Origin of the sequence: Corallococcus terminator, assembly GCF_049194865.1 — a bacterium.
In the GTDB taxonomy this organism is placed as follows: Bacteria; Myxococcota; Myxococcia; order Myxococcales; family Myxococcaceae; genus Myxococcus; species Myxococcus terminator_A.
Genome location: NZ_JBLZWL010000142.1, coordinates 1 through 26,074, shown reverse-complemented (window position 1 = coordinate 26,074; position 26,074 = coordinate 1). Strand labels below are relative to the sequence as shown.

The window sequence follows — 26,074 nt, the reverse complement described above, 5'->3', positions numbered from 1 at the left end:
GCAGTTCGCGCTCCTCAACCTTGCAAGTCAGCGGAAGGGCGGGCGTCGCGTCCGCCAGGAAACGCGAACCGCCCGTCGAAATGACTTTCGGCGATGGAATGAGAAACCCTTTCGCTCGTTGGGCGTCCTAGAGACAGGTGGACGCGAGTCGGCGGGGACAGCGCGTCCGGCATCGAACGGAGGACGGGAAATCATGGCCAACTCGACGAAGTTTGCGGCGGAGGGCCTGTCGCAATACCTGCGTCACCTGGGGGGACATCACCAACTGACGCGCGAGCAGGAGTATGAGCTCGCGGGTCGTGCTCGCAAGGGCGATGAGTCCGCGCGACAGACGCTCGCGACCTCCAATCTGGCCTTCGTTGTCGCCGTGGCGAAGAAGTTCGCCAATCGCGGCGCGCGCCTGGATGACCTCATCCAGGAAGGCAACGTGGGCTTGATGAAGGCGATTGAGCACTTCGATCCGAAGAAGAACGTGCGCTTCGCGACGTACGCGGTGTGGTGGATTCGCGCCTACATCACCCGCTATCTGAAGGACAACCGCAGCCAGGTCCGTGGCGGCGAGGCCGAGCGGGGCAGCATGGTGGACTTCTCGCTCGACGCCTCCATCGACGAGGAAGGGGAGACCACCTTCCTGGACCGCCTGGAGGACAACGGGCCGTCGCCCCAGGACGTGTTCCTCTCCAACGAGCAGGACACGGAGATCCACGACGCGCTCACCAAGGTGCGCAAGCGCATTGGCGACCTGGGCTGGGACATCCTCACGGAGCGGCTGACGCAGGACAAGCCGCTGACCCTGGAGGAGCTGGGACAGCGGTGGGGCGTGTCGCGCGAGCGCGTACGCCAGGTGGAGCTCAAGACGAAGACGTTCCTCGAGCGCTACCTGTCCGCCTTCAACGAGAACGAGGAGCAGGCCGCCGCCGACGCGGCGTGAGCCGACCTCCTCCTCCCCACCTGGGGAGCTACGCGGACTGAGCGGGACTGGCGGGGTCTTCTACCCTTGCCGGCCCCGCTCTTGTTTTTTGCCTGAAAGGCTGCCTGGGTGGTTTGCGTGCGGCCGAGCGTGCGTGCTAAGCCCACCGGCCATGCGCCTGATTTTACTTGCTTTGTGCATGCTCGTTGCCGGTTCGGCACGGGCGGCGGATGCCGAGTTCCTGGCCCGCCTTGACGCCTTGCATGCCAAGCGAGCAGACGCCTCGGCGGTGAAGGAGCTGGAGGCGGAGTTCAAGAAGGCGCTGACGGCGACGCCCGACGACTTCGAGGTGCTGTGGCGCCAGGCGCGCCTGCTCCAGTGGCAGGCGGACGGGGCCGCCACCGAGAAGCTCAAGAAGGTGCTCGGACGGCAGACGTGGGACGTCTCCGAGAAGGCCATCAAGCTGGCCCCCGCCCGGGTGGAGGGCCACTACTACGCGGCGACGGGCATCGGCGCCTACTCTCAAGCAGTCGGTGTGGTGAAGGCGCTGGGCGAGGGGCTGGAGGGCAAGTTCAATGAGCGCGCGGACACGGCCATCAAGATTGATCCGGCCTTCAACTGGAGCGCTCCTTTGTTGGTGAAGGGCCGCTACTTCTACGAGCTGCCCTGGCCGAAGCGAGATTTGAAGAAGTCCGCCGAGTATTACGAGAAGGCCATCAAGAAGAACCCGGAGATGCTGCGCGCGCATTACTTCCTCGCCGAGACGCTCCTCAAGGACGACAAGGCCAAGGAGGCGCGTGACGCCATCCAGAAGGTGAAGCAGGGAAGCGTCGCGTATGACCCTCCGGAGGGTCAGCGCATCCAGGAGTGGGCGAAGAAGGTCGAAGCCGACATCGAGGAGGAGCTCAAATGAGAGCAGAGAATCAGGTAGCACCTTCGGCGTCGGCCGCCGGAGCGCAAGAGGGAAACCTGGTCCAGTTGCTGATCCAGCGCGCGCAGAACGCCTCCAAGGCGGGTGTGACGCACAAGAAGGATGGCCGCTGGCAGGACGTGACGTTCGGCCAGGTGCTGGACGACGTGAAGGCGCTGTCCGCGGGCCTGGTGGCCCAGGGCGTGAAGCCCGGAGACCGGGTGGCGCTGTTCGCCAACACCAGCCTCCAGTGGATCATCGCGGACCTGGCCATCACCGCGGCGCAGGCGATCACCGTGCCCATCTACTCGTCCAACCTTCCGGACGAGTTCCGCTATGTCATCAAGCACTCGGAGACGTCGTTCGTCTTCGTGGACAATGACGAGAAGGATGCCAAGCAGGCGGGGCGGCTGACGCGCGTACGGCAGAAGCTGGCCGAGTGTCCCACCGTCACCAAGGTCATCGTGTTCGAGGGCGCGGTGGCGGGCGGCCAGGAAGTCGCGCTGGCGGACGTCATGGCCCAGGGCCGCGAGGCGCACCAGGCCAACCCGGGCGCCTTCGAGGAGCGCGTGGCCTCCGTGAAGTCGGAGGACACCAACTGCCTCATCTACACCTCCGGCACCACGGGTGATCCGAAGGGCGCCATCCTCACCCACGGCAACTGGACGTACCAGGCGCACGCGGTGCAGGCCATCGGCATGATGGAGCCGACGGACGCCGTCATGCTGTTCCTGCCGCTGGCGCACGTCTTCGCCCAGGTGGTGAAGGCGGCGTGGCTGAGCATGGGCTTCCGGCTCATCGTCGCGGAGTCGGTGGACAAGCTGATGGCGAACATCGTGGAGACGCGTCCCACGGTGCTGCCGTCGGTGCCGCGCGTCTTCGAGAAGGTCTACAACACCGTGGTGTCCAACGGCACGTCGGCCCCGGGCCTCAAGGGCCGGCTGACCCGCTGGGCCTTCAAGCTCTTCGACGAGTACGTGGATGCGATGCAGCAGGGCAGGACGTACGACACGCTCGGCTTCACCCTGGCGAAGAAGCTGGTGTTCACCAAGGTGCGCGGCACGCTGGACGAGAAGCTGGGCGGCAACATGCGCCTGTTCGTCTCCGGTGGCGCGCCGCTGTCCCGGAAGATCGGCTACTTCTTCGACCTGCTGGGCTTCAAGGTGGTGGAGGGCTACGGCCTGACGGAGACGGCCGCTCCCACCAACGCCAACCGCCCGAACAAGATCAAGATTGGCTCCGTGGGTCCCGCGATGCCGGGCACCGAGGTGAAGATCGCCGCGGATGGCGAGGTGCTCGCGCGTGGCCCCTGCATCATGAAGGGCTACTACAAGAACGACACGGCCACCGCCGAGGTCATTGAGCCGGACGGCTGGTTCCACACGGGCGACATCGGCGAGCTGGATGCCGACGGCTACCTGCGCATCACCGACCGCAAGAAGGACATCATCGTCACGGCGGGCGGGAAGAACGTGGCGCCTCAGAACATCGAGAACACGCTCAAGACGTTCCCCATCCTGAGCCAGGCCATGGTGTACGGCGACAAGCGCCCGTACCTGGTGGCCCTCATCACCGTGGCGGAAGACGCGGCCAAGAAGCTGCTGGAGGACAAGGGCGCCCCGGTGGGCAGCTACGCGGAGAACGCGAAGCGGCCGGAGATCCACGCCGCGGTGAAGGCGGTGCTGGACAAGATGAACGCCGATTCGCCGCCCTACGCCACCATCAAGCGCTTCACGGTGATGCCCGCGGACTTCACCCAGGAGTCCGGTGAGCTGACGCCCACCCTGAAGGTCAAGCGCAAGGTCTGCAGCACGAAGTACAAGGCGCAGATCGACGCCATGTACGACAACGTGGCCGTCATCGACTGAGCGCTCGGCCGCTCGCCCCCAGTGCGGTCGACTGGGGGCGGACGGGCCTGGAGGTTGAAACGTCAACGCCCGCTCGGCCCCGAGAAGACGGGGTGGAGCGGGCGTCGTGCTATCCGGGAGGTGCCCGGCGTGAGCTACGCGTGGCTGCTGGGCGTGGAGGACTTCACGTCCTTGTTGTCCACGTTGCCGCCGCCGGCGAGCGTGCCGGTGCCCTTCTTGTCGGCGCCGGGCGTACCGGTCTCCTCGTCACCGCCGAAGCCGCGCTTGAAGTTGCGAATCGCGCTGCCCAGGGACGAGCCGAGCTGCGGCAGCCGCGTGGCCCCGAAGAGGAGCAGCAGCACAAAAATGATGAGAAAAAGTTCCATCGGCTTCAGCCCCAGCATCACGGCTCCTTCGCGAAATCGGGGCGAGCATAGCGGGGGGAGCCGTGGACCGCCAGCAAGAGCGGAGGCCTCATGCCTGGAGGGCCGCTGGTGTGCCGAGCATGGCGCCCGGCAGCGCGGTGAGGGTGATGAAGAGGGAGCTACCAGACGGATCCGTCTCCACGCCGACGCTCCCCCCGTGCGCCTCCACCTCCTGGCGGGCCAGGTAGATGCGCAGCGGATCCTCCAGCTTCTTCTCGCGGAAGGCGCGCTCCTCGCGCCGGAAGACGACGGAGGCGTCCTCGTCGGAGAGGGGGACACCCTCCCGGCGCACCTCCACCCGCACCCTCGGGGCCCCCGGGTAGATGCGCAGGTAGATGACCTCGCCGGGCTGGGAGCGGGCGAGCTGGTACAGGATGAAGGCCTCCACGGCGTGCTGGATGCGGGCTCCGTCCACGGCCACATCGGGCGGCGCCACGCGCGGGTCCAGGTCCAGCACGAGCGCCACGTTGGCCGCGGTGGCCGCCGCGCGCTGGCGCTCCACGGCCGCGTCCAGCAGGGGGATGAGCGACTGGCGCTCCGGCTCGCAGGCGAGCGAGCCCAGGTCGGCCCTGCTGGAGTCGAAGAAGTCCTGCGAGAAGGACAGCGAGCGGTCCGCGTTGCGCAGGATGGTCTCCAGCCCGCGCTGCACCTTGGGCTCCAGCGGGACTCGCCCGTTGAGCAGCAGCGCGGCATAGGAGCGGATGTTGGCCAGCGAGCCGCGCAAGTCGTGGGACGCCATGCCCAGGTAGCGCACCCTGCGGCGCGCGTCGGACTCGTTCCAGCTCACCGGGAAGGTCCACAAGAGCCGACCTCCGTCGCCCAGGAGCTCTTCTCCGGCCAGGACGACGAGGTCGCCCTGCTCCCAGACGCGTGAATCACCCGCGCGACGGCTGAAGCCCGCGGCGCCCAGCAGGGCCTCCACGGACGTGGCCTCCGGGGGCAACTCCTGGATGCCCAGATGCTCGAGGACCAGGCTGCCCAGCAGGCGTGGAGGCCCCTGCGTGGGGACGAGGACGAGGCCAGGCGCTTCCGCCGTGCTGCCAGCTCCCATCTCCCCAGGGCTCCTCACGTTTTCCACCTCCTGTCCAGCAGGTCACGGAAAGGGTGGGGCGTCACTGTCGGTTTTGCAACGTGCACCCGCGTTGTATGCGGGGAGCGCACTTTCTTGCGCCGCTGCGTGGGAGGATGGTGGAAGAATCCCCAGCGTCGCACCGAGGGAGACTGCCCTGACTCCGCCTAACACACAGCCTGATGGTGCCCCCGTCGTTCTCGTGGTGGACGACGACCCGGACATCCTCGAAGCCCTCTCCGAAATCCTGGAGGCCGAGGGCTTCGTCATTCGTCGTGCCCGCAATGGGAAGGAGGCGCTGGAGCGCCTCGAGCCTGATCCACCTCACCTCATCCTGTTGGACTTGATGATGCCGGTGATGGACGGCTGGGAGTTCGCCCAGCGCATGCGGCAGCGGCCTCCGGCCATCGCGACCATCCCGATCATCGTCCTCAGCGCGGACCGCAACGTGGGCAGCAAGGCCCAGGACATTGGCGCTGTCGGCCATCTGGCCAAGCCCTTCGAGCTGAATGACTTGCTGGAGATGGTGCGGCGTTCATTGCCCCCGTCCACGGTGAGCAACACCAGCGCTTGATGAACACCGCGCATCTCGTGTCTTGACCTGTCAGGGGGGCGCCATTACGGTCCCCTCCACCCGTCTTGATTCTTCAATCAACGACCAGGCCAAGGAGCGCGTCATGACCGCGAAGGACATCATCGAGACCGAGATTCCGAAGGTTCTCCAGGAGAAGCCGGAGCTGGGAAAGGACATCAACGCCATCATCCACTTTGACATCTCCGGCGACGGAGGCGGGAAGTGGACGCTGGACCTGACCAAGGCCGATGGCTGGGTGTCCCCGGGCCACGAGGGCGCGTCCAAGATGACCATCCTGGTGAGCAACGACGACTTCGTGAAGATCCGCGAGAAGAAGCTCAACGCCCAGATGGCGGCCATGCAGGGCAAGCTGAAGTTCAAGCCCATGGACATGGGCATCGCGATGAAGCTGGCGAAGCTGCTGTCGTAGTTCCCTCGGAGCGTGAGGGAAGGCCCTGGCGCCGACCCTCGCCCCGACTCGCGCGGCGCGTTCCCAATCCGGGGGCGCGCCGCACGTCGTTTGTGCGCCCCCTCGTCTCGTTCGACTCCTGGAGAACCGCCATGTCGTCGCTGCCACTCACGGGCCTTCGCGTGCTGGATTTGTCGCGCCTGCTGCCCGGCCCCTACGCCACGCTGGTGCTCGCGGACCTGGGCGCCACGGTGGTGAAGGTGGAGGAGCCGGAGGGGGGCGACTACGTCCGGGCGATGCCGCCCTCGCGCGACGACGTGGGCGCGCTGTTCTACGGCCTCAACCGGAACAAGCGCTCGCTCACGCTGAACCTCAAGACGCCCGAGGGCCGCGACGCGCTCAAGCGGCTGGCCCGCACGCACGACGTGCTGGTGGAGAGCTTCCGGCCCGGCGTCATGGACAAGCTGGGCGTGGGCGAGTCGGTGCTGCGCGCCGAGAACCCCCGGCTCATCTACTGCGCCATCTCCGGCTATGGGCAGACGGGGCCGGACAGGCTCAAGGCGGGGCACGACTTGAACTACGTGGCCCGCGCGGGCCTGCTGGGCTACGGCGGCGAGGCCGGTGGGGCTCCGGCCTTTCCGGGCGTGCAGATGGGTGACATCGGCGGAGGAAGTCTGTTCGCGCTGGTGGGCATCCTGGCCGCGCTGCATGAGCGCGAGCGCACGGGGAAGGGCCGCCTCGTCGACGTGTCGATGACGGATGGGGCCACGGCCTTCCTGCACATGCACCTGGCCGCCCGGCTCTTCATGGGCGAGCAGGGGGCGCCGCTCGAGCGGGGACGCGAGCCGCTCAATGGCGGCTACGCGTGCTACGGCCTGTACCGCACGGCGGATGACCGGTGGCTGGCGGTGGGGGCGCTGGAGCCCAAGTTCTTCGCGGGGGTGTGCGAGCGGCTGGGCAGGCCGGAGCTGCTCGACGACGCGTATACGCCGGGTGAGGACGGAGCGCGGGTGAAGGCGGAGCTGACGCGTCTGTTCGCGGAGCAGCCGCTGGCGTACTGGGCGGAGAAGTTCGCCGGCTCGGACCTGTGCGTGGAGCCGGTGGCGGAAGGGGACGAGGTGTTGGCGGACGCGCAGCTTCGCGCTCGGGGCCTCTTCGTCGAGGCGGAGGATGCGCGACTGGGGCGCAAGGTGACGCACCTGCTCACGCCGCTGCGCATGGGGCCGACGCCGCTGCGCGAGCCTCCCGCGCTGGGCCAGCACTCGCGTGAGGTGCTCACGGAAGCGGGCTTCACCGAGGAGGAGATGGCTCGCCTGGGCGTGTGAGTCCGGAGGCGGGGCGACTCCAGAGCGCTTCACCTCGCGCCGCGTGGCAGGTGTCGCCCACCAGGTCCAACGCGAGCTGTCGATTCCTCGTGGCCACGGAGGCGGGGGCCGCGAGCAGCCCCGTCTCGTCCATCCTCCGCAGCGTGGACTCCAGATAGCGGCGCGCCCGCTCCACGGTCTCTCGCTGGGCGGCGGTGGGGCGCCAGCCGGTGTCGTCGCGGAAGCGCCCGAGCGTCTCCAGGAAGTGCCCCTGGAACTTCAGCATCTGCGCAAGCACCTGCTCACGCTGCGTGGGCGCCGAGGCCCAGGCCGTCTCGTACTGCCGCATCTCCGAGTCCAGTCGGTACAGCAGCACGTCCACTTGTGTCGCCAGCCGTTGCTTCCACGCCGCGCGCACGGACGGGTGGCGCGCCCAGCCGGCCACGGCCTGGAAGTAGTGCAGCCCACCGCACGGATGCGCGTAGATGCCCTGGCCTCGCTTGGGGACCTCGGGCCGCCCGGCCTTCAGTCCCGAGGCCAGCTCCATCTGCGCCACTTCCAGCGTGGCGAGCGCGCGCTCCATCACCGCCTCCACGCTCACCTGTCGTCCCGCGCCGTCGCGGAACGAGTCACCAGGACGTGAGGCCATCGAGAGGACATCGAGCCTCCAGGCGCTCTCGGCCGAGGCCACCAGGTCCATCTGGAAGTCGCGCTTCACGTCCTCCACCAACTCGCGCAGCGTCACCGGTCCCCATGACGCCGTGAAGCGCTGGGACAGCGGCAGGCCGGAGGCCAGCAACGTCTTGGCTTGAAGCGCGGGGTGGGGCTCCACCGGGGTGCCGTCGGAGGTGAAGGACTCGAAGAAGAGGTCCTCCCGCTTCTTCGACGACGCGCCCTCCGGGGCGGGCGTCCGGCGCAGGAAGTCGGACACCACCACGTCGGAGGCGAGCCGGCCGTCACTCGCGCGAAAGGCACGGCCTTCCACCACGACGCCATGCGCGAGCGCCCATGGATGGCGTGGGTCCGAAGCCCAGGCGCGACAACGTCCGGCCAGCTCCTGGCCCAGTGGTGTGGCACCCGCGGACGTCGTCGCGAGCACGGAGATGAAAAGGAGCAGGGGCTTCCAGAAACAACGGAGCGCGCGCCGGGCGGAGTTCGCCACCGGCGCGCGCTCTTGCATCCTAGACCGCCTGTTCGGAGGCAGTGCCTCCGAGCCGCTTCAGCACCCGCTCCAGCAGGCCGAAGAGGGCCTCCTGGTCGTCGGGGGGAAGCAGGTCCAGCATGCGCCGCAGGCCCTGGTCGACACTGCGACTGATGAGGTTGAAGAGCTTGATGCCCTCCGGGGTGAGCTGCGCGACGACGGCGCGCCGGTCCTCGGCGTCCCGAGTGCGCTCCACCATCTTCATGTCCTCCAGCCGGTCCACCACACCGGTGATGGTCTTCTTGGTGATGCCGACACGCTGGGCCAGGACTCCCACGTGCGTGGGGCCGTCATTGCCCAGCCACATCAGCGCGTGGATCTGCGTGGGGGTGAGCTGGTTGCTCTCGCAGATGCCATGCAGCGGATCCCGCAGGGAGCGGTACCGCCCGAGCTGGATGATGAGCTCGTGCAGCCGCCGTGACGCGGACGTGGGGGAGTCTCCCTCGGCCTCGGAGGGCGCGGCGTCGTCCGTGACGAGGCCCTCCTCGGTGAGCTCGAGCTCCTCCTCGCCTGCGCCGGACGGCTGCACGCGGAGGGCCGGTCTGTTCGCCGGCACTCGCATCAGGCCGTCTCCACTCGCGCGGCGGCGGCCACCGCGGGCTTCTCACCATGAACCGCGTGCGGCGCGCCGTGGTCCGGGGCGGTGCCCGGGCCCTTGCGACGCTTGAACTTCTCGGTGAGCTGGTCCAGCAGCGAGTACACCACCGGCACCACGCCGAGCGTCAGCACGGTGGAGGTGATGAGGCCGCCGATGATGGTGATGGCCATGGGCGCGCGCGTCTCGGCGCCGTCACCCCGGGCGATGGCCACCGGAATCATGCCGGCGATCATCGCGATGGTCGTCATGAGAATCGGACGGAGACGAACCGGGGCCGCGCCCAGCAGGGCCTCCGTGGCGCTCTTGCCTTCCTCACGCAGCTGCAGCGTGAAGTCGACCAGGAGGATGCCGTTCTTCACCACCAGACCCATGAGCATGATGACGCCGATGAGGGCGAACATCGACATGGCCTGGCCGGTGATGAGCAGCGCGCCGATGGCGCCGATGAAGGCGAAGGGCAGCGACAGCATGATGGTGAACGGGTGGACGAGGCTCTCGAACTGCGCCGCGAGAATCATGTACACGAGGATGATGCCGAGCAGCAGCGCGGCGCCGAACGAGGCCACCGCCTTGCCCATCTCCTTCGCGTTGCCCTCGAAGTCGTAGATCATCCCCTTGGGCACTTCCTTCTCCGCCGTCGTGTTCATGAAGGCCACGGCCTCGCCCAACTGGTAGCCGGAGGCCAGGTTGGCGAGCAGGGTGATCTGCCGCTTCTGGGACTCACGGTCGATCTGCACCGGACCATCCGCCGGAGTGACGGAGGCCAGGTTGCGCAGCTCCACGAGCTGCCCGCTGGGAGCGCGCACCGTGAGCTTGCCGAGCGCATCGGCGGAGGCCAGGGTCTCCGGCGGCAGCCGCAGCTTCACCTCATACGTCTCGCCGCCCTCGCGGTAGTCCGCGAACTTGTCGCGGCCGAGGAAGGCGCGCAGCGTGGAGCCCAGCGACGCGGCCGGGACACCGAGGCTGGCGGCGCGCTCGCGGTCCACCACCACGTCGTACTGGGGCTTGCCGGAGCGGTACGTGGAGTCGATGTCCACCAGACCCTTGTTGGTCCTCATCGCCACCTTCATCTTCTCCGAAGTGGCGATGAGCTCCTGCCAGTTGTCGCCGCGCAGGTTGAACTGCACCTGCTGCGAGCGCGAACCACCGCCGGCGATGCCGGTGACGTCCTGCACCGTGACGGACACGCCCGGACGGGGCTTGATGGCGCCGCGCAGATACGTCTTGAGCTCTCCCTGGGGATAGCTGCGCTCCTTGATGGGCACCAGGTTGATGAGCAGCTCGCCCTTGTGCACTTCCTCCTGCACGCCGCCACCGACGGTGGTGAACGTGGAGGCGATGCCGGGCAGCCCGCGCACCTGCGCGTCGAGCTGGTCGATCTCCGCCTGCGTCTCAGAGAGCGTCGAGCCGATGGGGAGCTCCACCGCCAGCTTGATGTTCCCGTTGTCCGACTCCGGGATGAACGTGAACTTGAGGAAGCGGGCCAGGCCGAAGGTCGCGAGGAGCACCACCACCGCCACCGCCATCGTCACCAGGCGACGCCGGAGGATGGTCGCGAGGATCTTGCGGTAGCCGTTCTCCATGCCCACCAGCACCTTCTCCACCGCCGCGGACACGCCCGTGGGCTGACCGTGGTGGCGCAGCATGCGCGAGGACAGCATGGGCGTGAGCGTCATGGACACGGCGTAGGAGATGAGCGTCGCCACCGCCACCGTGACACCGAACTGGTAGAAGAACATGCCCATGATGCCGTCCATGAACGCCACGGGGATGAACACCGCGACGATGGCCAGCGTCACCGCGAGCACGGCGAGGGCAATCTGCCCGGCGCCGTCCAGCGCGGCCTGCATGGGCGTCTTTCCCTCTTCCATGTGACGGACGATGTTCTCGATGACCACGATGGCGTCGTCGATGAGCAGACCGATGGAGAGCGTCAGCGCCAGCATCGTGATCATGTTGAAGGTGAAGCCCAGCGCCGCCATCACCGCGAACGTGCCGACGACGGACACCGGCAGGGCGACGGCCGCGACGATGGTGGAGTTCAGGTTGCGCAGGAACAGCAGCACGATGACCACGGCGAGGATGCCGCCGAGCACCATGTCGAACTGCACCGAGGCGATGGACGAGCGGATGAAGCGCGCGTTGTCCGACACCATGTCCACGGTGATGCCCTCGGGCAACCGCTTGTTGATCTCTCCCAGGGACTCCTTGACGAGCGAGGCCACCTGCACCGTGTTGGAGCCGGACTGCTTGCGCACCACCAGCGCCACCGCGCTGCGCGTGCCGTTCTTCGCGGCGCCACGCGCCTCCTCGGGGCCGTCCACCACGTCAGCGATGTCCCGCACGCGCACCGGCGCGCCGTTGGGGCTGGCGATGATGATGTTGCGAATCTCGTCCACGCTCTTCGCCTCGGACGTCAGGCGCAGCACGCGCTCGCGACCGCCGTCCATGGTGCGGCCACCCGGGACGTCCAGGCTCTGCGCGCGCACCGCCTGGCTCACGTCGCTGATGGCCAGCCCGAAGCCGCGCAGGCGGTCCGGGTCGACGACGAGCTGGATCTCCCGCTCGCGACCGCCGATGACGTCGATGCTGCCCACGCCCTTCTGGCGCTGCAGCGCGGGCTTGATGATGTCCTCCGCCGTGCGCGTCAGCTCTTCGATCGGCAGCGCGCCGGACAGCGACAGGGTGATGATGGGGGCCGCGCCGATGTCGAACTTCTCGACGACGGGCGTGTCGATTTCATCCGGCAGCTTGCTCAGCGTGGCCTGCACACGGTCGCGCACGTCCTGCGCGGCCACGTCCACCTTGCTGGCCAGCGTGAAGCGCACGACGATCTGCGACACGCTCTCCATGTTGATGGAGCGAAGCTGCTCCACGCCGTTGAGCGTGTTGAGCGCCTCTTCGAGCGGATCACTGACGTTCTTCTCGATGGTCTCCGGGTCAGCGCCGGGGAGCACCGTCGTCACGGTGACGACAGGGAAGTCGACGTCAGGGAACTGATCGACGCCGATGCGGGGGTACGCGTTGATGCCAAACACGACCACGGCCATCATCAACATGGCGGTGAAGATGGGTCGTGAAATGAATGTCTTGAGCGGGCTCATTCAGGAAGTCCCATGGGTAGAGGGGAGGGCAGGCGTCACTGCACAACGCGGACGGCCGTGCCCTCCTTCACGTCCAGGGAGGAGTCGGCGAGCACGCGCTCGTCGGCCGCGAGGCCCTGGAGAATGCGCACGTAGCCGGGGAGCACTCGCTCCACGCGCACGTCGCGCTTGCGCACGGTGCCGTCCTGCACCACCCACACGAAGCCCTGCTGGCCCCGCGCGCTGACGGCCTGCGTCGGCAGGAACAGGCCCTTGTCTTCGGACTGGCCCGCCACGTTGGAGAAGTCCAGGTCCACCAGCGCGCCCGGACGCAGCGGCGAGGTCGTCTCACCCACCACGTCCGCCAGCACCTCCACCGTGCGGTTGGTGGCGTCGACGGTGGCGCCCACCGTGGCGACCGTCACCTCGAAGCGCATGCCGCTGGGGCTCACGGTGCCGTGCGTCTTCGTGCCGGGCTTGACCTTGTCCACCACGGACTCGGGCACCAGCGCGCGCACTTCCAGGCCGGTGATGTCCACCAGCGTGAAGACGGGCGTGGGCGGCATCATCGCCACCGTGTCGCCGATGTTCTTCATGCGAGCGGTGATGACGCCGTCGAAGGGCGCCAGAATCGACATGTCGCGCAGGTTCTCCTCCGCCATGCGCAGCGCGGCGCCCGCCTGAGCGGCCTGGGCGGCGGCCTGCTTCGTGCCGATCTCCGCCTGGTCCAACCCCGCCGCGGCGATGCCGCCGGACTCCGCGACCTTGCGGGTGCGCTCCAGGTTGTTCGTCGCCAGCTGCAGCCCCGCGTCCGCGGCCGCCTTCACCGCCCGGGCCTGCTCCACGCCGATGACGACGTTGGAGGTGTCCAGCACCGCCAGCGGCTGGCCCTTCTTCACCTTGTCGCCCACCTTCACCAGCATCTTCGAGAGGGTGCCGGTGGCCTGCGCGCTCAGCGTCGCCTCCTGCTTGGAGCGGACCTGCCCCGTCACGCGCGTGACGCTGGCCTCCAGCTCCGTCGCCGGGGTGATGGCTCGCACGCCCACCGCTGTCGCTCCCTCCTGCTGCGGAAGCGCGGGCTTGTCACCGCCCTTGGCACAGCCAGTCGTCGTCATCACCGCCGCCAGCACCGCGGCCACCCACATGCGTCGAATCACGGTCGTCCTGCTCCTGCCAGCTCGCGGGCCCCGGACCCCTCCAGGGAACTCCACGCCGGCTCAAATCTTTTTGGGAAATTCTGCGGCCCGGAAACTACAGTCCCTGAACTGTCTGTCAAGGAGATACTCCGCGATACGGACTATCTCCCTCCGGGCCTACTTAATGCCCGCCTGCCTGGCAAGCAGGACTTTCTTCAGGGGCTGCCCCAGAGGGAGGGGCGCTGATTCGCCCGAAGCGTCCGCTCTGGAGCCGCTCGAAATGGCTCGCCGCGTCAGCGTCGCGCGGTCGCCAGAATCATGGCACGACGCGTCACGGAAGGACACTGGCGGTCCTTGTTGCTTCCCGGGAGCGCCTGTTGTTGATTTGAAAATCAATCTTGTTGTCCCCCCGCCAATGAGGAGAGTGCATGCCGAACCCGTTTACCGAGGAGCACGAGGCCTTCCGCAGGACGGTGCGAGCCTTCGTCGACAAGGAGATGGCGCCGTACGGACTGGAGTGGGACCGGGCCGGCATCTTCCCGCGCGAGCTGTTCAAGAAGTGCGCGGACCTGGGCTTCCTCGGCATCAACCATGACCCGAAGTTCGGCGGCAGCGGGCTGGACTACTGGTACGTGACGGCGTTCTGCGAGGAGATCAGCTACAGCCGCAACGCGGGCGTGAACATGGCGCTGCTGGTGCAGAGCCAGATGGCGACGCCCATCATCAACGAGATTGGCACCGACGAGCAGAAGCGGGAGTTCCTGGAGCCCGCGCTCAAGGGCGAGAAGATCGCCGCGCTGGGCGTGAGCGAGCCGGGCTGCGGCTCGGACGTGGCGAGCATCAAGACGACGGCGCGGCGTGACGGCGACGACTACGTCATCAACGGCTCGAAGATGTGGATCACCAACGGCACGCGCGCGGACTTCATCACGCTGGCGGTGCGCACCGGCGCGGAGGGCTACGGCGGCATCTCCCTGGTGACGTTCCCCACGGACGTGAAGGGGTTCAACGTCTCCAAGAAGCTGGACAAGATTGGCAACCTGTCCTCGGACACGGCCATCCTCTACTTCGAGGACTGTCGCATCCCCGCCCGCTACGTGCTGGGTGAGGAGAACGAGGGCTTCTACCACATCATGACGAACTTCCAGGGCGAGCGCCTGGTGGGCGCCATCACCACCGTGGCCGGCATGGAGCGGATGATGGAGGACGCCATCCAGTACGGCAACGAGCGCGAGGCGTTCGGCCGGCCGCTGATGAAGTTCCAGGTGTGGCGCCACAAGTTCGTGGAGCACCTGACGGCGATTGAAGCGGCGAAGCGGCTGACGTACCACGCGGTGGACCTCTTCGACCGGAAGGAGAGCCCCGTGAAGGAGGTCTCCATGGCGAAGCTGTTCGCGGGCGACCTGGCCCAGCGCGTGGCCTACGACACGCAGCAGTTCTTCGGAGGCATGGGCTACATCGAGGAGACGCCCATCGCTCGCATGTGGCGCGACGTGCGCCTCATCACCATCGGCGGCGGTACGTCCGAGGTGATGAAGGAGATCATCTCGAAGCTCTACGGCTTCTAAGCCGTGCTCGCCGGGCGGGTCCGCGAGGGCCCGCCCGTCGTCTCCCGACAGCGCGACGAGCCGGGGCCTACTGCTGGGCGCCCTGTTGCTGCGCGTAGGTGCCGCTGTTCTGCTCCTCCTCGATGACCTGGATGGCCGCGCTGCCCGCCGCCGCCGCGCCCGCGCCCACGGCCGTGCCCTCCGCGGGGCGCGGCTGACATACGCACCCGGCCGAGCTGCGGATGATGACGACCGCGCCCAGCTCCATGTCCAGGTCGGTGCAGATCTGCTTGCACTCGGTGGCCCGTTCCTTGGGCACGGCGTAGTTGGTGGCGCCGATGGTGGTGCAGCCAGTCAGGCACAGCAGCGCGAACAGGACGAGGAGGTTGCGGGTCATGCCTCGCCGTTTAGCATGGGCCGCGCGGTCGGCTAGGGTGTCGTCCTGGAGGTGGTGATGGCACCCGTGATTCCGGCGAGCGTGGCGTGGTACGTGACGGGCCGCTTCTACCTGTCGTCGGAGGACTCGACGCTCCAGGACCTGGGCTACTTCCTCCATCTGGAGGGACTGCACGGGCCGCTGCTCGAGGACCCCAGCGGAAAGGTGGCCGAGGCCACCGCGCTCCTGACCTTCCGCTCCACTCCGTTCAAGTCCGTGTCGGTCGACAACGGCGGACTGTCGCTGAGCGTGGACCCGGTGGGGGACTTCACCGTCTACCTCAAGGAGCAGGGCCACCGGCGGGCCCACTTCGACGACCCGGAGTCGTTCTCCGAAGGGCGTCCCATCGCCACGTTCCGTCGGGTGAGCCTTGTCGTGGGCGGCGCGTTCAGCGGGCCCGCGAGCACCGGTCGCTCGCTGTCGCTCAACGTCTTCACGGCCCGCCTCGTGTGGAGCACCGCCTTCGAGCTGCACGGCGAACGCCACGACTTGAAGGAGCTGCTGCCCCACGGAATCACGCAGTGGGGCGAGTCCGGCCCCACCGCGCTGGCGAACCCGCCCCAGGGCTTCTCCAAGGTCGTCCCGTTCGTGGGCTCGGCGGTGGCCGTGGGCCCGGGGCCCGTGCGCTGAAGCGCCGCGTCAGCGCTTCCGGAACAGGGCCTCCGCGGCGCTCATCATCGTGTCGCGGCTGGCCTTCGCGTGCAGGCCCCCTTCACCGACCTGGAAGAGCTCGCAGAAGTTGGCGCCGTCCTTGTCGGAGGGCACCTCGGCGAAGGGCTCCTTGCACTCCTTGGCGACGCTCGAATCGAAGTGCCGACAGTTGCGGCACGAGCGCACGTCCTCTTCGCATTGGGGACAGATGTCGCCGCGTCCCACCTGGTTGCCGATGATGTCGAGCGTGTGTCCACAGTGCGCACAGCCGGGCATGGCCACCTCCGCGAGAGCAGGGGTGCCATTGTGCCAGTGTGCGAAGGTCCTCGGGAGTCCTACCGTTGAAGGCTGGACATGAGTGCTCCCGTGGGCTCCGAGGGAGCGACCGACGGGGTCGGGCTGGGGCGCAGGTCGCCCAGGGCATCCAGGAGCTGGTCATCCAGGCGCTTGAGCAGGAACAGGACGTAGGCGCCCACCAGGGCCATGGCCGCGGCCAGGACGCCGAGCATCATGCCTCGCTCCCACAGGTGGGCCTTCTCCATCACCCGGCGCCGCTCGGCGAACGTCTTCAGCTGGGCATCCGCGGTCTTGCCATCCAGCCGGTTCGCGTACTCCTCGGCCTGGGCGGTGCCACGCTCCATCAGCCACTGCCCCTGGACCTGGAGTGCGTCCGCCCGGGTGTAGCAGTAGACCGCTCCACCCGACGACAACAGGGTGAAACACAGCGCCGCCGTCAAGCTCCGGGTGCCCATCTCAACGTCCTCCGGATCCGCCGTTGCGCGGGCCTCGACACCCACGACTGCTCCGGCTTCCCGAAGACAGTAGCGGATGGTAGGGAGCCCCTCTGACATGGGCAAGTCCTACCGTCCTAAAGACCACTATTTCCAGAAAGCCAAGCAGGAGGGCCTGCGGGCTCGCTCCGCCTTCAAGGTGGACGAGCTCATCAAGCGCTTCCCCATGGTGAAGAAGGGCCACGTCGTGCTGGACCTGGGGGCCGCGCCCGGAGGGTTCCTCCAGATTCTCGCGGAGGCGGTGGGCCCGTCGGGGCAGGTGATTGGCGTGGACATCGTCGCCATCCGTCCCTTCACGCAGCGGCACGTGCGCACGGCGGTGCTGGACGTGCTCGCGGACGACTTCGACGCGAAGCTGACCGCGATGCATGGCGGTCCGTTCGACGCCGTGATTTCCGACATGGCGCCGAAGACGAGCGGCATCAAGGCCACCGACGAGGCGCGCAGTCTGCGGCTGGCGGGCAAGGCGCTGGAGCTGGCCGCGACGCGAGGCCGGCCGGGCTCGTCCTTCGTGGCGAAGGTGTTCATGGGCGGCGACTTCGAGGACTTCCGCGGCCAGGTGCGCGCCCTCTTCGAGGAAGTGAAGGTGGTTCGTCCCGAGGCAACGCGCGGCGCCAGCATGGAGGTCTATCTGGTGGGCCTGCGTAAAAAGGCGCCGGGGGGCGAGGCGGGAGCGACACCGACTTCCTGAGGATCATTGTGGAACGCCCGGTCGGCCTCCTGTGTCTAGAGTGCCGACCATGCACCACACCCTTCGGACCTGGACATCCGCTGTCGCGCTGTCGCTGTTGTCCCTGCTGCTGCTCGCCACGCCCGTGGCCCGGGCGGCGCAGGCCAAGCCGCTCTCTTCGTGGAAGGACATCGACGCGCTGGTGTCGAACCAGAAGGTGGAGGCCGCCGCGCAGGCCGCGGAGGCCCGCCTCAATCAGGCGCGCGACGGCGCGGACGAGGCCGAGTGGGCGCGCGCGCTGATTCGCACCGTGCAGCTGCGCTCGGCGCTGCACGGCTATGAGACGACGGTGCGCTTCCTGTGCGAGCAGCCCTGGCCGAAGGGGGCGCTGGCCCGCGCGACGCTGAACCTCTACTACGCCAACGCGCTCGTCACCTATGCGCAGGTCTACAGCTGGGAGGTGCGCAAGCGCGAGCTGGTGGCGTCCTCGGGGCCGGTGGACCTGAAGGCGTGGACATACGAGCAGATCCTCACCGAGGCGCAGCGCGCCTACGAGGAGGTCTGGAAGCAGCGGCAGTCGCTGGGCACCGAGCCGGTGAAGGTGCTGTCCGAGTACGTCGAGCCCAACACCTATCCCGCAGGCATCCGCTCCACGCTGCGTGACGCCGTCTCGTATCTGCGCGTGGGGCTCCTGGCGGACAGCGCGCACTGGCGGCCGGAGCAGGCCAACGAGGTGTTCCGGTTGGACCTGGGCTCGTTGCTGGAGGGCTCGCCGACGGTCGAGTTGACGGATGCCAACATCCACCCGCTGGTGAAGGTGGCCGCGGTGCTGGGAGATCTGGAGACGTGGCACCGGACGGGCGGGCGGCGTGAGGCGGCGCTGGAGGCCCGGCTGCGGCGCTATGAGGTGCTGTCCCAGCACTTCTCCGAGGAGGAGGACCGCGCGCGCATCCGGCAGCACCTGGCCGCGCACCTGAACGCGTTCCGGGACGTGCCCTGGTGGTCCATGGGGCAGGGGCTGCTCGCGGAGCAGGAGAACGCCGCGGGCCACGCGGTGCGCGCGCACGGGCTGGCGAAGGCCGGCATGCAGGCCCACCCGAAGTCGCTGGGGGCCACGCGCTGCCGCACGCTGGTGGAGACGCTGGAGGCGCCGGACTTCCGCGTCACCTCCATGCAGTCGGACGGCGCGGACCGCCGCTCCATCGAGGTGACCCACCGCAACGTGCCGGTGGTCCACTTCCGGGCGTTCCTGCTCGACGTCGAGGCGCGGCTGAAGAAGGTGGATGACTACAACGTCCTGCCCTACGGCGGCGAGCTGATGCGCTACCTCCGGGGACGCAAGCCCACGGCGACGTGGTCCACGCAGCTCCCCGCGACGCCCGACTTCCAGCTGCACCGCACCTTCGTCACGCCGCCGCTGAAGGAGTCGGGCACGTACGTCATCCTCTCCTCCGCGCACGAGGACTTCCGGGAGAAGGGCAACCGCGTCCAGGCCACCTTCCTGGCCGTGACGCCGTGGGTCGCCCTCACCCGAAACGTGGAGGGCACGTCGGTGGAGGCGCGCATCCTGAAGGGCGACTCGGGCAAGCCCGCCTCGGAAGTCTTGGTGCGGCTCATCCAGATGGACTACCGCACCGGCTTCCGCGAGTCGGCCCGCGCTCGCACGAATCCCCAGGGCGACGTGTCCTTCCCTTCGCCGCCGGGACAGGGCTACCGCTCGTTCTTGATGGTGGTGGGCGAGGGACGCGGGGCCTTGCTGTTGCCCAATGGCCTGGCCTTCTACAACCGCTCGCCGCCGAGGGCGGAGACGTCGTCCCTGGTCTTCACGGACCGGAGCGTCTACCGGCCCTTGCAGAAGGTGCAGTGGAAGGTGGTGGCCTACTCGGGGCGGGGAGACCAGGCGCGCTACCAGACGCTGCCGCAGCAGAGCCTGGTGGTGAGGTTGATCGACCCGAACCACCAGGAGGTGGAGCGGTTGAAGGTGCGCACCAATGACTTCGGCTCGGTGGCGGGCGAGTTCACCGTCCCCACGGGTCGACTCCTGGGCGTGTGGACGGTGCAGGTGGAGTCCGGGGGCTCGTCCTCGATTCGCGTGGAGGAGTACAAGCGGCCCACCTTCGAGGTGACGCTGAAGGGCGCGGATGCGCCGCTGCGGCTGAACCGTCCGGCCACCTTCAAGGGCGAGGCGCGCTACTACTTCGGCCTGCCCGTGGCGTCGGGCACGGTGCGCTGGCGTGCCTACCGTGAGCCGGTGCTGCCCTGGTGGTGGTGGTACGACACCGGCTTCATCTCGCGGCAGCGGCAGCTGGTGGCCGCGGGCTCGTCGTCGGTGGAGGAGGACGGCGGCTTCAAGGTGACCTTCACGCCGGAGGCCGATGAGCGCTCCGCGAGCACGCCGGGCCTCACGTGGCGCTATCTCGTGGAGGCCGATGCCACGGATGAGGGTGGGGAGACGCGCTCGGCCAGTCGGTCCTTCCGCCTGGGCTTCGTCGCGGTGGAGGCGCGCGTGGACACGGACACGGGCTTCCTGCGCGAAGGCTCACAGGCCGAGGTCCGGCTGGTGCGCTCCACGCTGGACGGCGCGCCGCAGCCGGGCGCGGGACGCTGGCGCCTGGTCGCGTTGAAGCAGCCCGCGCAGCCGCTGATGCCCGCGGATGAGCCGCAACCCAAGCTCCCGCTCATGGCGGCGGACCCGGACGCGGTGAAGACGCCCACGCCTGGAGATGCGCTCCTGCCGAGGTGGCTGCAGAACTACAAGCCGCAGTCCGTGCTGGCTCGCTGGGAGGATGGCGCGGAGCAGACGAAGGGCACCGTGCAGCATGACGCGGAGGGTATCGCGAGCGTGAAGCTCCCCTCGCTGAAGGCAGGGGCCTACCGGCTGCACTACGAGACGACGGATGCCTTCGGCCAGAAGTTCACGGTGGCTCGTGAGCTGCTGGTCGCGGGTGAGCGCGCGCCCATTGCACTGCCGGCGGCGCTGGTGGTGGAGAGCTCGAGCGTGCGCGTCGGAGCGGTGGCGCGGTTGCTGGCCATCTCCGGCTTCGAGGGCCAGCCGCTGATGCTGGACCTGTACCAGGGCGACAAGCGCGTGCTGCGCAAGGGGCTGGTGGGTGGCCAGACGCCGGCGGTGGTGGAGGTGCCGGTGACGGAGGCGCTGCGCGGAGGCTTCACCGCGGTGCTGACGCTCGTGCGCGACTGGCAGCTCGTCCAGTTCTCCGAGCACGTGTTCGTCCCGTGGGACAACAAGCAGCTGAGCCTGGAGTTCGCCACCTTCCGCGACAAGATTCGCCCGGGCGCGAAGGAGACCTTCCGTGTGACGGTGAAGGGCCCCAAGGGCGCGAAGGTGGAGGCGGGCGCGGCCGAACTGCTCGCGTATATGTACGACCAGTCGTTGGACCTGTTCGCGCCGCACTCGCCGCCGAGCGTCTCCTCGCTCTACCCGGCGCGCATGTCGTCGGTGTCCCTGCAGTCGTCCTTGTCGATGGGACCGACGCAGTGGCTCGTCTCCGATAACTATGGCGAGGCCTTCCAGTGGGAGCCCCCGTCCGCGGACCGGCTGAAGTTCGAGGACAACTACGGCCTGGGAGGGCCGGGGCACAGGCGCTACAGGGGAGGGAACACCCGTTCCATGGAGTCCTTCGGCGGTGTCGCCGCGCCGCGCCCTTCGGCGCCGGTGGCTCGCTCCGAGTCGAAGATGAAGTCGATGGAAGCCTCCGAGGCTCCACCGCCGCCTCCTGGCGCGCCGCCGATGGAGGAGATGGCCAACGCCTCGGACAAGCTGCAGGCCGGGGGCCCCGCCCAGGCCGAGGCGGCTCCGGCCGCGCTGCGCTCCAACTTCGCGGAGACGGCGTTCTGGGTGCCGCAGCTCCTCACGGGCCCGGACGGGTCCGCGACGCTGGAGTTCACCGTGCCGGACTCGGTGACGGCGTGGAGCGTGTGGGTCCACGGCCTGACGCGGGACTTGGAGGGCGGCGCGGTGCAGCGCACCACCCGCAGCGTGAAGGAGCTGATGGTGCGGCCCTATGTGCCGCGTTTCCTGCGTGAGGGAGACCGCGCGGTGTTGGAGGTCGTGGTGAACAACGCGTCGGAGCAGGCGCATCAGGGCACGCTCACGCTGGACATCGTCGACCCGGAGACGAAGAAGAGCCTGCTGGCGGAGTTCGGGGTGAAGGGCGCGTCGCAGAACTTCACGGTGGCGCCGGGGAAGGGGACGAACCTTCGCTTCCCGCTCACCACGCCCGCGCGCGTGGGCACCGTGGCCTTCCGCGTGGAGGCCCGCGCGGGCAACCTGAGCGACGGCGAGCTGCGGCCGTTGCCCGTGCTGCCCGGCCGCATGCACCTGGCGCAGTCGCGCTTCGTCACGTTGAAGGGGCCCGGCTCCAAGACGATGCGCTTCGACGACTTGAAGAAGGGCGGAGACCCGACTCGGGTGAACGAGCAGCTCGTCGTCACCGTGGACACGCAGCTGTTCTACGCGGCGCTCCAGTCGCTGCCGTACCTGGTGAACTACCCCTACGAGTGCTCGGAGCAGACGCTCAACCGCTTCGTGTCCTCCGGCATCCTCTCCAGCCTCTACGCGAAGTATCCGGCCGTGGCGAAGATGGCGAAGGAGATGAGCCAGCGGCCCACGCGCTTCGAGACCTGGGACTCGGTGGACCCCAACCGGAAGATGACGCTGGAGGAGACGCCCTGGCTGGAGATGGCGAAGGGCGGAGCGGATTCGGACCAGGACCTGGTGAAGGTGTTGGACCCGAAGGTCGCCCGCGCCGAGCGCGACGCGGCCATGGGCAAGCTGCGCAAGGCGCAGACGTCCAGCGGTGGCTTCCCCTGGTGGCCGGGTGGGCCGCCGTCACCGTACATGACGCTCTACATCGTCCACGGCCTCTCTCGCGCCATGGAGTACGGCGTGGAGGTGCCGCAGGACATGACGCGCAACGCGTGGGGCTATCTGGCCCGGCACTTCCGTGAGGAGTACGCGGCGAAGCTGACGAAGAAGGGCCAGAGCTGGGAGTTCATCACCTTCCTCAACTACGTGGCCTCCGCGTACCCCGATGCCAGCTACACGGGCGACGCGCTGACCGCGGACGAGCGCAAGGAGATGCTCGCGTTCAGCTTCACGCACTGGAAGAAGCACTCGCCCTACCTCAAGGGCTACCTGGCGCTCACGCTGAAGCGCTCGGGACGTCCGGCGGACGCGCTGAAGGTCTGGGACAGCGTGATGGACTCGGCCAAGACGACGGAGGAGCTGGGCACGTACTGGGCGCCCGAGGACCGGAGCTGGCTCTGGTATAACGACACCACGGAGACGCAGGCCTTCGCCCTGCGCGTGCTGACGGAGCTGAAGCCGAAGGACGAGCGCCGCGAGGGGCTGGTGCAGTGGCTGTTGCTCGACAAGAAGCTCAACCACTGGAAGTCCACGCGCGCCACGGCCGAGGCGCTCTACGCGCTGGTGAAGTACCTGGAGGCGGAAGGCGCCCTGGGCATCCGTGAGGACGCGAAGGTGACGGTGGGCCCGCGCGTGGTCCAGATGGAGTTCGCTCCGGACGTGTACACGGGCAAGAAGAACCAGGTGGTGGTGCCGGGGCCGGAGCTCAAGCCGGAAACGATGAGCTCCGTGGTGGTGGAGAAGACGACGAAGGGCTTCGCCTTCGCCTCGGCCACGTGGCACTTCTCCACGGAGAAGATGCCGGACGAGGACCGGGGAGACTTCTTCCAGGTCTCGCGTCGCTACTTCCGCCGCGAGCGCGAGGGCCGTGAGGCCGTGCTCCAGCCGCTCGCCGAGGGCGCGGTGCTCAACCCCGGTGACGAGGTGGAGGTGCAGATCTCCCTGCGCACGAAGCACGCGGCGGAGTACGTCCACTTGAGGGACCCGCGCGCGGCGGGCCTGGAGCCGGAGAACGCGCAGTCCCGCCACAAGTATGACCTGGGCATCGTCTGGTACGAGGAGACGCGCGACTCGGGCACCAACTTCTTCTTCGAGTGGCTGCCCGCGGGCGAATACACCTTCAAGTACCGGGTGCGCGCGAACATGGCGGGCACCTTCCGCGTCGGGCCGGCCACCGTACAGTCCATGTACGCGCCGGAGTTCACCGCGTACTCGACGGGCGCGGTGCTCACCGTGGGGCCGGCGAAGTAGCGCGGGCTTCACGGCGGTAGACCGAGCTTCGATTCAGGGCCCGACTCGGAGACTCGAGCGGGCCCTGGTTGTTTTCGGGGGACGCGTCACGCCATGTCGTCACTTCGGCGCGGGTGGCCCGCTTTTCGCCTGTCTCGGCGTGGAGTGCGGAGGAGGGGAGGGTCAGCCTGGTTCGCGTGTCCCGGGACGCGCTGGTGCACGGTCGGCGGGACGCGTGCCAGCTTGCGCTACAAGCCTCGCGAGTACGGCGAGCCGTAGCACCCGGCCCGCGCCTTCACGTCGCGAGCCCGCTGTGCGGAAGACGTCCTCGCGCTCACTCGCCGCAGGTGGCGGCGTCGTCGGTGGGGTGGAGCGTGGCGATGCCGTAGGTGCCGTTGCGAGTGCCGCACCAGACCTGCCAGCGCGTGCCGCCCAAGTCCTTCGCGCTGTACACGCCGCCTTCCTTCTTCGCGCCGTCGCGAGCGCAGCACCGCGCGAAGGCCCGCGTGCCAATCGACATCAGGCCCACCGCGTCCGGCGATTCGGAGAAGCCGCCCACGCGCTTCTCACCACAGGACCAGGGCGCCACACCCTGGAAGCGGATGAGGTACTGGTCCTGCGTCTTGGCCGAGCCCCCGCGCACCGGGCCGCCGTAGCAGAGCTTCCCCTCGGCCTCGAGCTGCGCATAGCGCGGCAGGAAGTGCAGTCCGCCGATAGGACCCCTGTCCCAGTCATCTCCGCAGAACACGTGCGTGAAGGCGTTGCGCGGGCCCGTGCTCACCCACAGGCTGGTCAGCCAGTCGATGTTCGCCTGCTTCTTGCCGGGACGTCCCGCCGCGGACAGGGCCAGTTGGAGGCGCGGGTCATCGTAGTAACGGGTGATGAAGCGCCGCACGTCGTTCGCGCTCACGCTCACATCCGGGCGCGCGGGGCACAGCGACAGCACTTCCTTGTCCATCGCGGACAGCGTGGGGCGCTTGTCGAAGAGCGGCTTCCTGGAGCACGTCGTCGCGCAGCCCGTGGCCGCCTTCCACGTCACCGCCACCGTCGAGGGGGGAGCACTCGCGGCAGGGGCGGCACCCTCGTAGCGCGGGGCCGCGCCACTGGGCGCCGAGACGACGACGGGCTCCGCGAGCTCCTCGTCCGCCTCATCCGAGCGGGCCGCGAACAGCTGCTCGCGTGCGTGGGCGCGCTGGGCCGCATCCGCCCGGTCCGCGGCCGCCAGCAGGGTAGCGCTCGGCGCTGCCTGCACCTGGGTCTCCTGGGCGCCCTCACACAGCACCCAGCCCTCGGCGGAGACGCCTCGCAGCTTGCACCAGGCCCGGCCAGGGCCGCCCTTCTTGAGCAGGGGGTACGTCGTCCCAGCTTCCACGGTGAAGACGACCTTGGACGACTCCGGCTGCTCCACCGCGTCCACGGAGACGTCCGACACGAACGCGCCAGGGCCCGCCAGCGCGGGAAGGGCGGTCAGCAGCAGGCCGAGGCTCAGGGCGGGAAAACGCATGGCGCGTGACTCTATCCCAATCCCACCCCGCCCCTCGAAACGGGGGGCGGGTGGGGGGCTCCTCGGACACCAGGGACGGAGGGCCGCCCCCGGGAATTCACGCCAGCTTGACGCGCGCCGCCTTCAGCTTGCCCACCTGCACGGTGTACTCGCCGGGGCCCAGGTCCGCCTTGACGTCCTGCACCTTCTCGCCGTTCACCTTCACGCCACCCTGGGTGATCATCTTCCGGCCCTCGGTCGACGAAGCCACCAGCTTCGCCTCGGCCAGCACCTTCGTCACCGGCAGCGTCGCGGCGCCGGCTAACGACAGCTCCACCTGGGGCAGCTCCTCCGCCGACAGCTCCTTCTTGGCGAAGCGCTTCTCGAAGTCCTCCTCCGCCTTGCGACCCGCCTCGGCGCCGTGGAAGCGCGCCGTCATCTCCCGCGCGAAGCCCACCTTGGCGGCCTTGGGGTGCACCTCGCCGCTGGCCACCTTGGCCTGCAGCTCCCCCAGCTCCTTGAGCGTCAGCGACGACAGGAGCTGGTAGTAGCGCCACATCAGGTCGTCGGTGATGCTCATCAGCTTGCCGAACATCATGTCCGGCGCCTCGCTGACGCCCACGTAGTTGTCCAGGCTCTTGGACATCTTGTCGCCGACGATCTTGCCGTCGACGAGCGTCGCGTTGAGGCCCTCCAGGATGGGGCCCGTCATGATGACCTGCGGCGCCAGGTTCTCCTCGCGCATCAGCTGCCGGCCCACCAGCAGGTTGAAGAGCTGGTCCGTCGCGCCCAGCTCCACGTCCGACTTCAGCGCCACGGAGTCGTAGCCCTGCAGGAGCGGGTAGAGCATCTCGTGGATGGCGATGGAGACCTGCTCCCGGAAGCGCTTCTTGAAGTCGTCCCGCTCCAGCATCC

At 68.4% G+C, this 26,074-nt stretch carries 21 protein-coding genes; 10 read left to right on the top strand and 11 right to left on the bottom strand.

Going from position 1 to position 26,074, the window contains the following annotated elements; genetic code table 11:
• Nucleotides 1-193 precede the first annotated feature (193 nt).
• The 3 genes from ACN469_RS41745 (at nt 194) to ACN469_RS41735 (ending at nt 3,688) form a co-directional block, all read left to right on the top strand.
• Complete coding sequence (locus ACN469_RS41745) at nt 194-931, top strand: sigma-70 family RNA polymerase sigma factor (protein WP_498777682.1); 738 nt, start codon at nt 194-196, stop codon at nt 929-931.
• A 151-nt stretch (nt 932-1,082) separates the two neighbouring features.
• The gene (locus ACN469_RS41740) at nt 1,083-1,823 is read left to right on the top strand and encodes a tetratricopeptide repeat protein (protein ID WP_498777680.1); all 741 of its coding nucleotides are present in this window, start codon (nt 1,083-1,085) and stop codon (nt 1,821-1,823) included.
• Entirely contained in the window at nt 1,820-3,688 is a 1,869-nt protein-coding gene (locus tag ACN469_RS41735; protein ID WP_498777678.1) for an AMP-dependent synthetase/ligase, read from the top strand. The genes ACN469_RS41740 and ACN469_RS41735 overlap by 4 nt, the downstream gene beginning before the upstream one ends.
• 134 nt (nt 3,689-3,822) lie before the next feature.
• On the opposite strand, the gene tatA is transcribed toward ACN469_RS41735, so the two are convergent.
• Entirely contained in the window at nt 3,823-4,071 is a 249-nt protein-coding gene (tatA, locus tag ACN469_RS41730) for a twin-arginine translocase TatA/TatE family subunit (RefSeq protein ID WP_498777676.1), read from the bottom strand.
• 70 nt (nt 4,072-4,141) lie between these two features.
• Nucleotides 4,142-5,143, bottom strand: a complete 1,002-nt coding sequence (locus tag ACN469_RS41725; RefSeq protein ID WP_498777674.1) for a sensor histidine kinase — start codon at nt 5,141-5,143, stop codon at nt 4,142-4,144.
• Between the two features lie 220 nt (nt 5,144-5,363).
• On the opposite strand from ACN469_RS41725, the gene ACN469_RS41720 reads away from it, so the two are divergent.
• The 3 genes from ACN469_RS41720 to ACN469_RS41710 all read left to right on the top strand — a co-directional run bounded on the left by ACN469_RS41720 (nt 5,364) and on the right by ACN469_RS41710 (nt 7,469).
• Nucleotides 5,364-5,735 carry a response regulator gene (locus tag ACN469_RS41720; RefSeq protein WP_498777672.1) on the top strand — a complete coding sequence of 124 codons (372 nt, stop codon included), beginning with the start codon at nt 5,364-5,366 and terminating at the stop codon, nt 5,733-5,735.
• Between the two features lie 103 nt (nt 5,736-5,838).
• Nucleotides 5,839-6,165, top strand: a complete 327-nt coding sequence (locus ACN469_RS41715; RefSeq protein ID WP_498777671.1) for an SCP2 sterol-binding domain-containing protein — start codon at nt 5,839-5,841, stop codon at nt 6,163-6,165.
• Between the two features lie 131 nt (nt 6,166-6,296).
• Nucleotides 6,297-7,469 carry a CaiB/BaiF CoA transferase family protein gene (locus ACN469_RS41710; protein WP_498777669.1) on the top strand — a complete coding sequence of 391 codons (1,173 nt, stop codon included), beginning with the start codon at nt 6,297-6,299 and terminating at the stop codon, nt 7,467-7,469.
• Here the strand turns inward: ACN469_RS41710 and ACN469_RS41705 are convergent.
• From ACN469_RS41705 to ACN469_RS41690, 4 genes are read right to left on the bottom strand one after another with little or no spacing between them, the layout of a single operon-like run.
• Complete coding sequence (locus ACN469_RS41705) at nt 7,435-8,628, bottom strand: hypothetical protein (RefSeq protein ID WP_498777667.1); 1,194 nt, start codon at nt 8,626-8,628, stop codon at nt 7,435-7,437. The genes ACN469_RS41710 and ACN469_RS41705 overlap by 35 nt on opposite strands.
• Before the next feature lies 1 nt (nt 8,629).
• Nucleotides 8,630-9,211 (bottom strand): MarR family winged helix-turn-helix transcriptional regulator, encoded by a 582-nt coding sequence (locus ACN469_RS41700; RefSeq protein ID WP_498777665.1) that lies wholly within the window; start codon nt 9,209-9,211, stop codon nt 8,630-8,632.
• Complete coding sequence (locus ACN469_RS41695; protein WP_498777663.1) at nt 9,211-12,351, bottom strand: efflux RND transporter permease subunit; 3,141 nt, start codon at nt 12,349-12,351, stop codon at nt 9,211-9,213. The genes ACN469_RS41700 and ACN469_RS41695 overlap by 1 nt, the downstream gene beginning before the upstream one ends.
• 35 nt (nt 12,352-12,386) lie before the next feature.
• Nucleotides 12,387-13,487 carry an efflux RND transporter periplasmic adaptor subunit gene (locus ACN469_RS41690; RefSeq protein WP_498777661.1) on the bottom strand — a complete coding sequence of 367 codons (1,101 nt, stop codon included), beginning with the start codon at nt 13,485-13,487 and terminating at the stop codon, nt 12,387-12,389.
• A 407-nt stretch (nt 13,488-13,894) separates the two neighbouring features.
• On the opposite strand from ACN469_RS41690, the gene ACN469_RS41685 reads away from it, so the two are divergent.
• Nucleotides 13,895-15,034: an acyl-CoA dehydrogenase family protein gene (locus tag ACN469_RS41685; protein ID WP_498777659.1), complete on the top strand. Its 1,140-nt coding sequence runs from the start codon at nt 13,895-13,897 to the stop codon at nt 15,032-15,034.
• A gap of 67 nt (nt 15,035-15,101) precedes the next feature.
• On the opposite strand, the gene ACN469_RS41680 is transcribed toward ACN469_RS41685, so the two are convergent.
• Nucleotides 15,102-15,410: a hypothetical protein gene (locus ACN469_RS41680; RefSeq protein WP_498777657.1), complete on the bottom strand. Its 309-nt coding sequence runs from the start codon at nt 15,408-15,410 to the stop codon at nt 15,102-15,104.
• A 57-nt stretch (nt 15,411-15,467) separates the two neighbouring features.
• Here ACN469_RS41680 and ACN469_RS41675 point away from each other — a divergent pair, with 57 nt between their 5' ends.
• Nucleotides 15,468-16,079 carry a hypothetical protein gene (locus ACN469_RS41675; protein ID WP_498777655.1) on the top strand — a complete coding sequence of 204 codons (612 nt, stop codon included), beginning with the start codon at nt 15,468-15,470 and terminating at the stop codon, nt 16,077-16,079.
• 9 nt (nt 16,080-16,088) lie between these two features.
• Here the strand turns inward: ACN469_RS41675 and ACN469_RS41670 are convergent, their stop codons facing one another.
• Together ACN469_RS41670 and ACN469_RS41665 are read right to left on the bottom strand one after the other, a co-directional pair.
• Complete coding sequence (locus ACN469_RS41670; protein WP_498777653.1) at nt 16,089-16,376, bottom strand: hypothetical protein; 288 nt, start codon at nt 16,374-16,376, stop codon at nt 16,089-16,091.
• A gap of 59 nt (nt 16,377-16,435) precedes the next feature.
• Nucleotides 16,436-16,852, bottom strand: coding sequence for a hypothetical protein (locus ACN469_RS41665; RefSeq protein ID WP_498777651.1), 417 nt, complete (start codon nt 16,850-16,852; stop codon nt 16,436-16,438).
• A gap of 76 nt (nt 16,853-16,928) precedes the next feature.
• Between ACN469_RS41665 and ACN469_RS41660 the strand changes: the two genes are divergently transcribed.
• Both ACN469_RS41660 and ACN469_RS41655 read left to right on the top strand, forming a co-directional pair.
• Nucleotides 16,929-17,582, top strand: coding sequence for an SAM-dependent methyltransferase (locus ACN469_RS41660; protein ID WP_498777649.1), 654 nt, complete (start codon nt 16,929-16,931; stop codon nt 17,580-17,582).
• 49 nt (nt 17,583-17,631) lie between these two features.
• The gene (locus tag ACN469_RS41655; protein WP_498777647.1) at nt 17,632-23,697 is read left to right on the top strand and encodes an alpha-2-macroglobulin family protein; all 6,066 of its coding nucleotides are present in this window, start codon (nt 17,632-17,634) and stop codon (nt 23,695-23,697) included.
• Between the two features lie 313 nt (nt 23,698-24,010).
• Here ACN469_RS41655 and ACN469_RS41650 read toward each other — a convergent pair whose 3' ends face one another.
• Both ACN469_RS41650 and tyrS read right to left on the bottom strand, forming a co-directional pair.
• Complete coding sequence (locus ACN469_RS41650; protein WP_498777645.1) at nt 24,011-25,180, bottom strand: hypothetical protein; 1,170 nt, start codon at nt 25,178-25,180, stop codon at nt 24,011-24,013.
• Nucleotides 25,181-25,277: 97 nt separating this feature from the next.
• Nucleotides 25,278-26,074, bottom strand: a 797-nt coding sequence (tyrS, locus tag ACN469_RS41645; protein WP_498777644.1) for a tyrosine--tRNA ligase, incomplete at its 5' end; no start/stop codon positions are given.

What these genes read in the sequence shown, in the direction of transcription:
- ACN469_RS41715 (WP_498777671.1), top strand. Translation starts at nt 5,839, where the DNA reads ATGACCGCGAAGGACATCATCGAGACCGAGATTCCGAAGGTTCTCCAG.
- ACN469_RS41695 (WP_498777663.1), bottom strand. Translation starts at nt 12,351, where the DNA reads ATGAGCCCGCTCAAGACATTCATTTCACGACCCATCTTCACCGCCATG.
- ACN469_RS41680 (WP_498777657.1), bottom strand. Translation starts at nt 15,410, where the DNA reads ATGACCCGCAACCTCCTCGTCCTGTTCGCGCTGCTGTGCCTGACTGGC.
- ACN469_RS41700 (WP_498777665.1), bottom strand. Translation starts at nt 9,211, where the DNA reads ATGCGAGTGCCGGCGAACAGACCGGCCCTCCGCGTGCAGCCGTCCGGC.
- ACN469_RS41745 (WP_498777682.1), top strand. Translation starts at nt 194, where the DNA reads ATGGCCAACTCGACGAAGTTTGCGGCGGAGGGCCTGTCGCAATACCTG.
- ACN469_RS41675 (WP_498777655.1), top strand. Translation starts at nt 15,468, where the DNA reads ATGGCACCCGTGATTCCGGCGAGCGTGGCGTGGTACGTGACGGGCCGC.
- ACN469_RS41705 (WP_498777667.1), bottom strand. Translation starts at nt 8,628, where the DNA reads ATGCAAGAGCGCGCGCCGGTGGCGAACTCCGCCCGGCGCGCGCTCCGT.
- ACN469_RS41655 (WP_498777647.1), top strand. Translation starts at nt 17,632, where the DNA reads ATGCACCACACCCTTCGGACCTGGACATCCGCTGTCGCGCTGTCGCTG.
- ACN469_RS41735 (WP_498777678.1), top strand. Translation starts at nt 1,820, where the DNA reads ATGAGAGCAGAGAATCAGGTAGCACCTTCGGCGTCGGCCGCCGGAGCG.
- ACN469_RS41650 (WP_498777645.1), bottom strand. Translation starts at nt 25,180, where the DNA reads ATGCGTTTTCCCGCCCTGAGCCTCGGCCTGCTGCTGACCGCCCTTCCC.
- ACN469_RS41665 (WP_498777651.1), bottom strand. Translation starts at nt 16,852, where the DNA reads ATGGGCACCCGGAGCTTGACGGCGGCGCTGTGTTTCACCCTGTTGTCG.
- ACN469_RS41710 (WP_498777669.1), top strand. Translation starts at nt 6,297, where the DNA reads ATGTCGTCGCTGCCACTCACGGGCCTTCGCGTGCTGGATTTGTCGCGC.
- ACN469_RS41685 (WP_498777659.1), top strand. Translation starts at nt 13,895, where the DNA reads ATGCCGAACCCGTTTACCGAGGAGCACGAGGCCTTCCGCAGGACGGTG.
- ACN469_RS41725 (WP_498777674.1), bottom strand. Translation starts at nt 5,143, where the DNA reads ATGGGAGCTGGCAGCACGGCGGAAGCGCCTGGCCTCGTCCTCGTCCCC.
- ACN469_RS41670 (WP_498777653.1), bottom strand. Translation starts at nt 16,376, where the DNA reads ATGCCCGGCTGTGCGCACTGTGGACACACGCTCGACATCATCGGCAAC.
- ACN469_RS41740 (WP_498777680.1), top strand. Translation starts at nt 1,083, where the DNA reads ATGCGCCTGATTTTACTTGCTTTGTGCATGCTCGTTGCCGGTTCGGCA.
- tatA (WP_498777676.1), bottom strand. Translation starts at nt 4,071, where the DNA reads ATGCTGGGGCTGAAGCCGATGGAACTTTTTCTCATCATTTTTGTGCTG.
- ACN469_RS41660 (WP_498777649.1), top strand. Translation starts at nt 16,929, where the DNA reads ATGGTAGGGAGCCCCTCTGACATGGGCAAGTCCTACCGTCCTAAAGAC.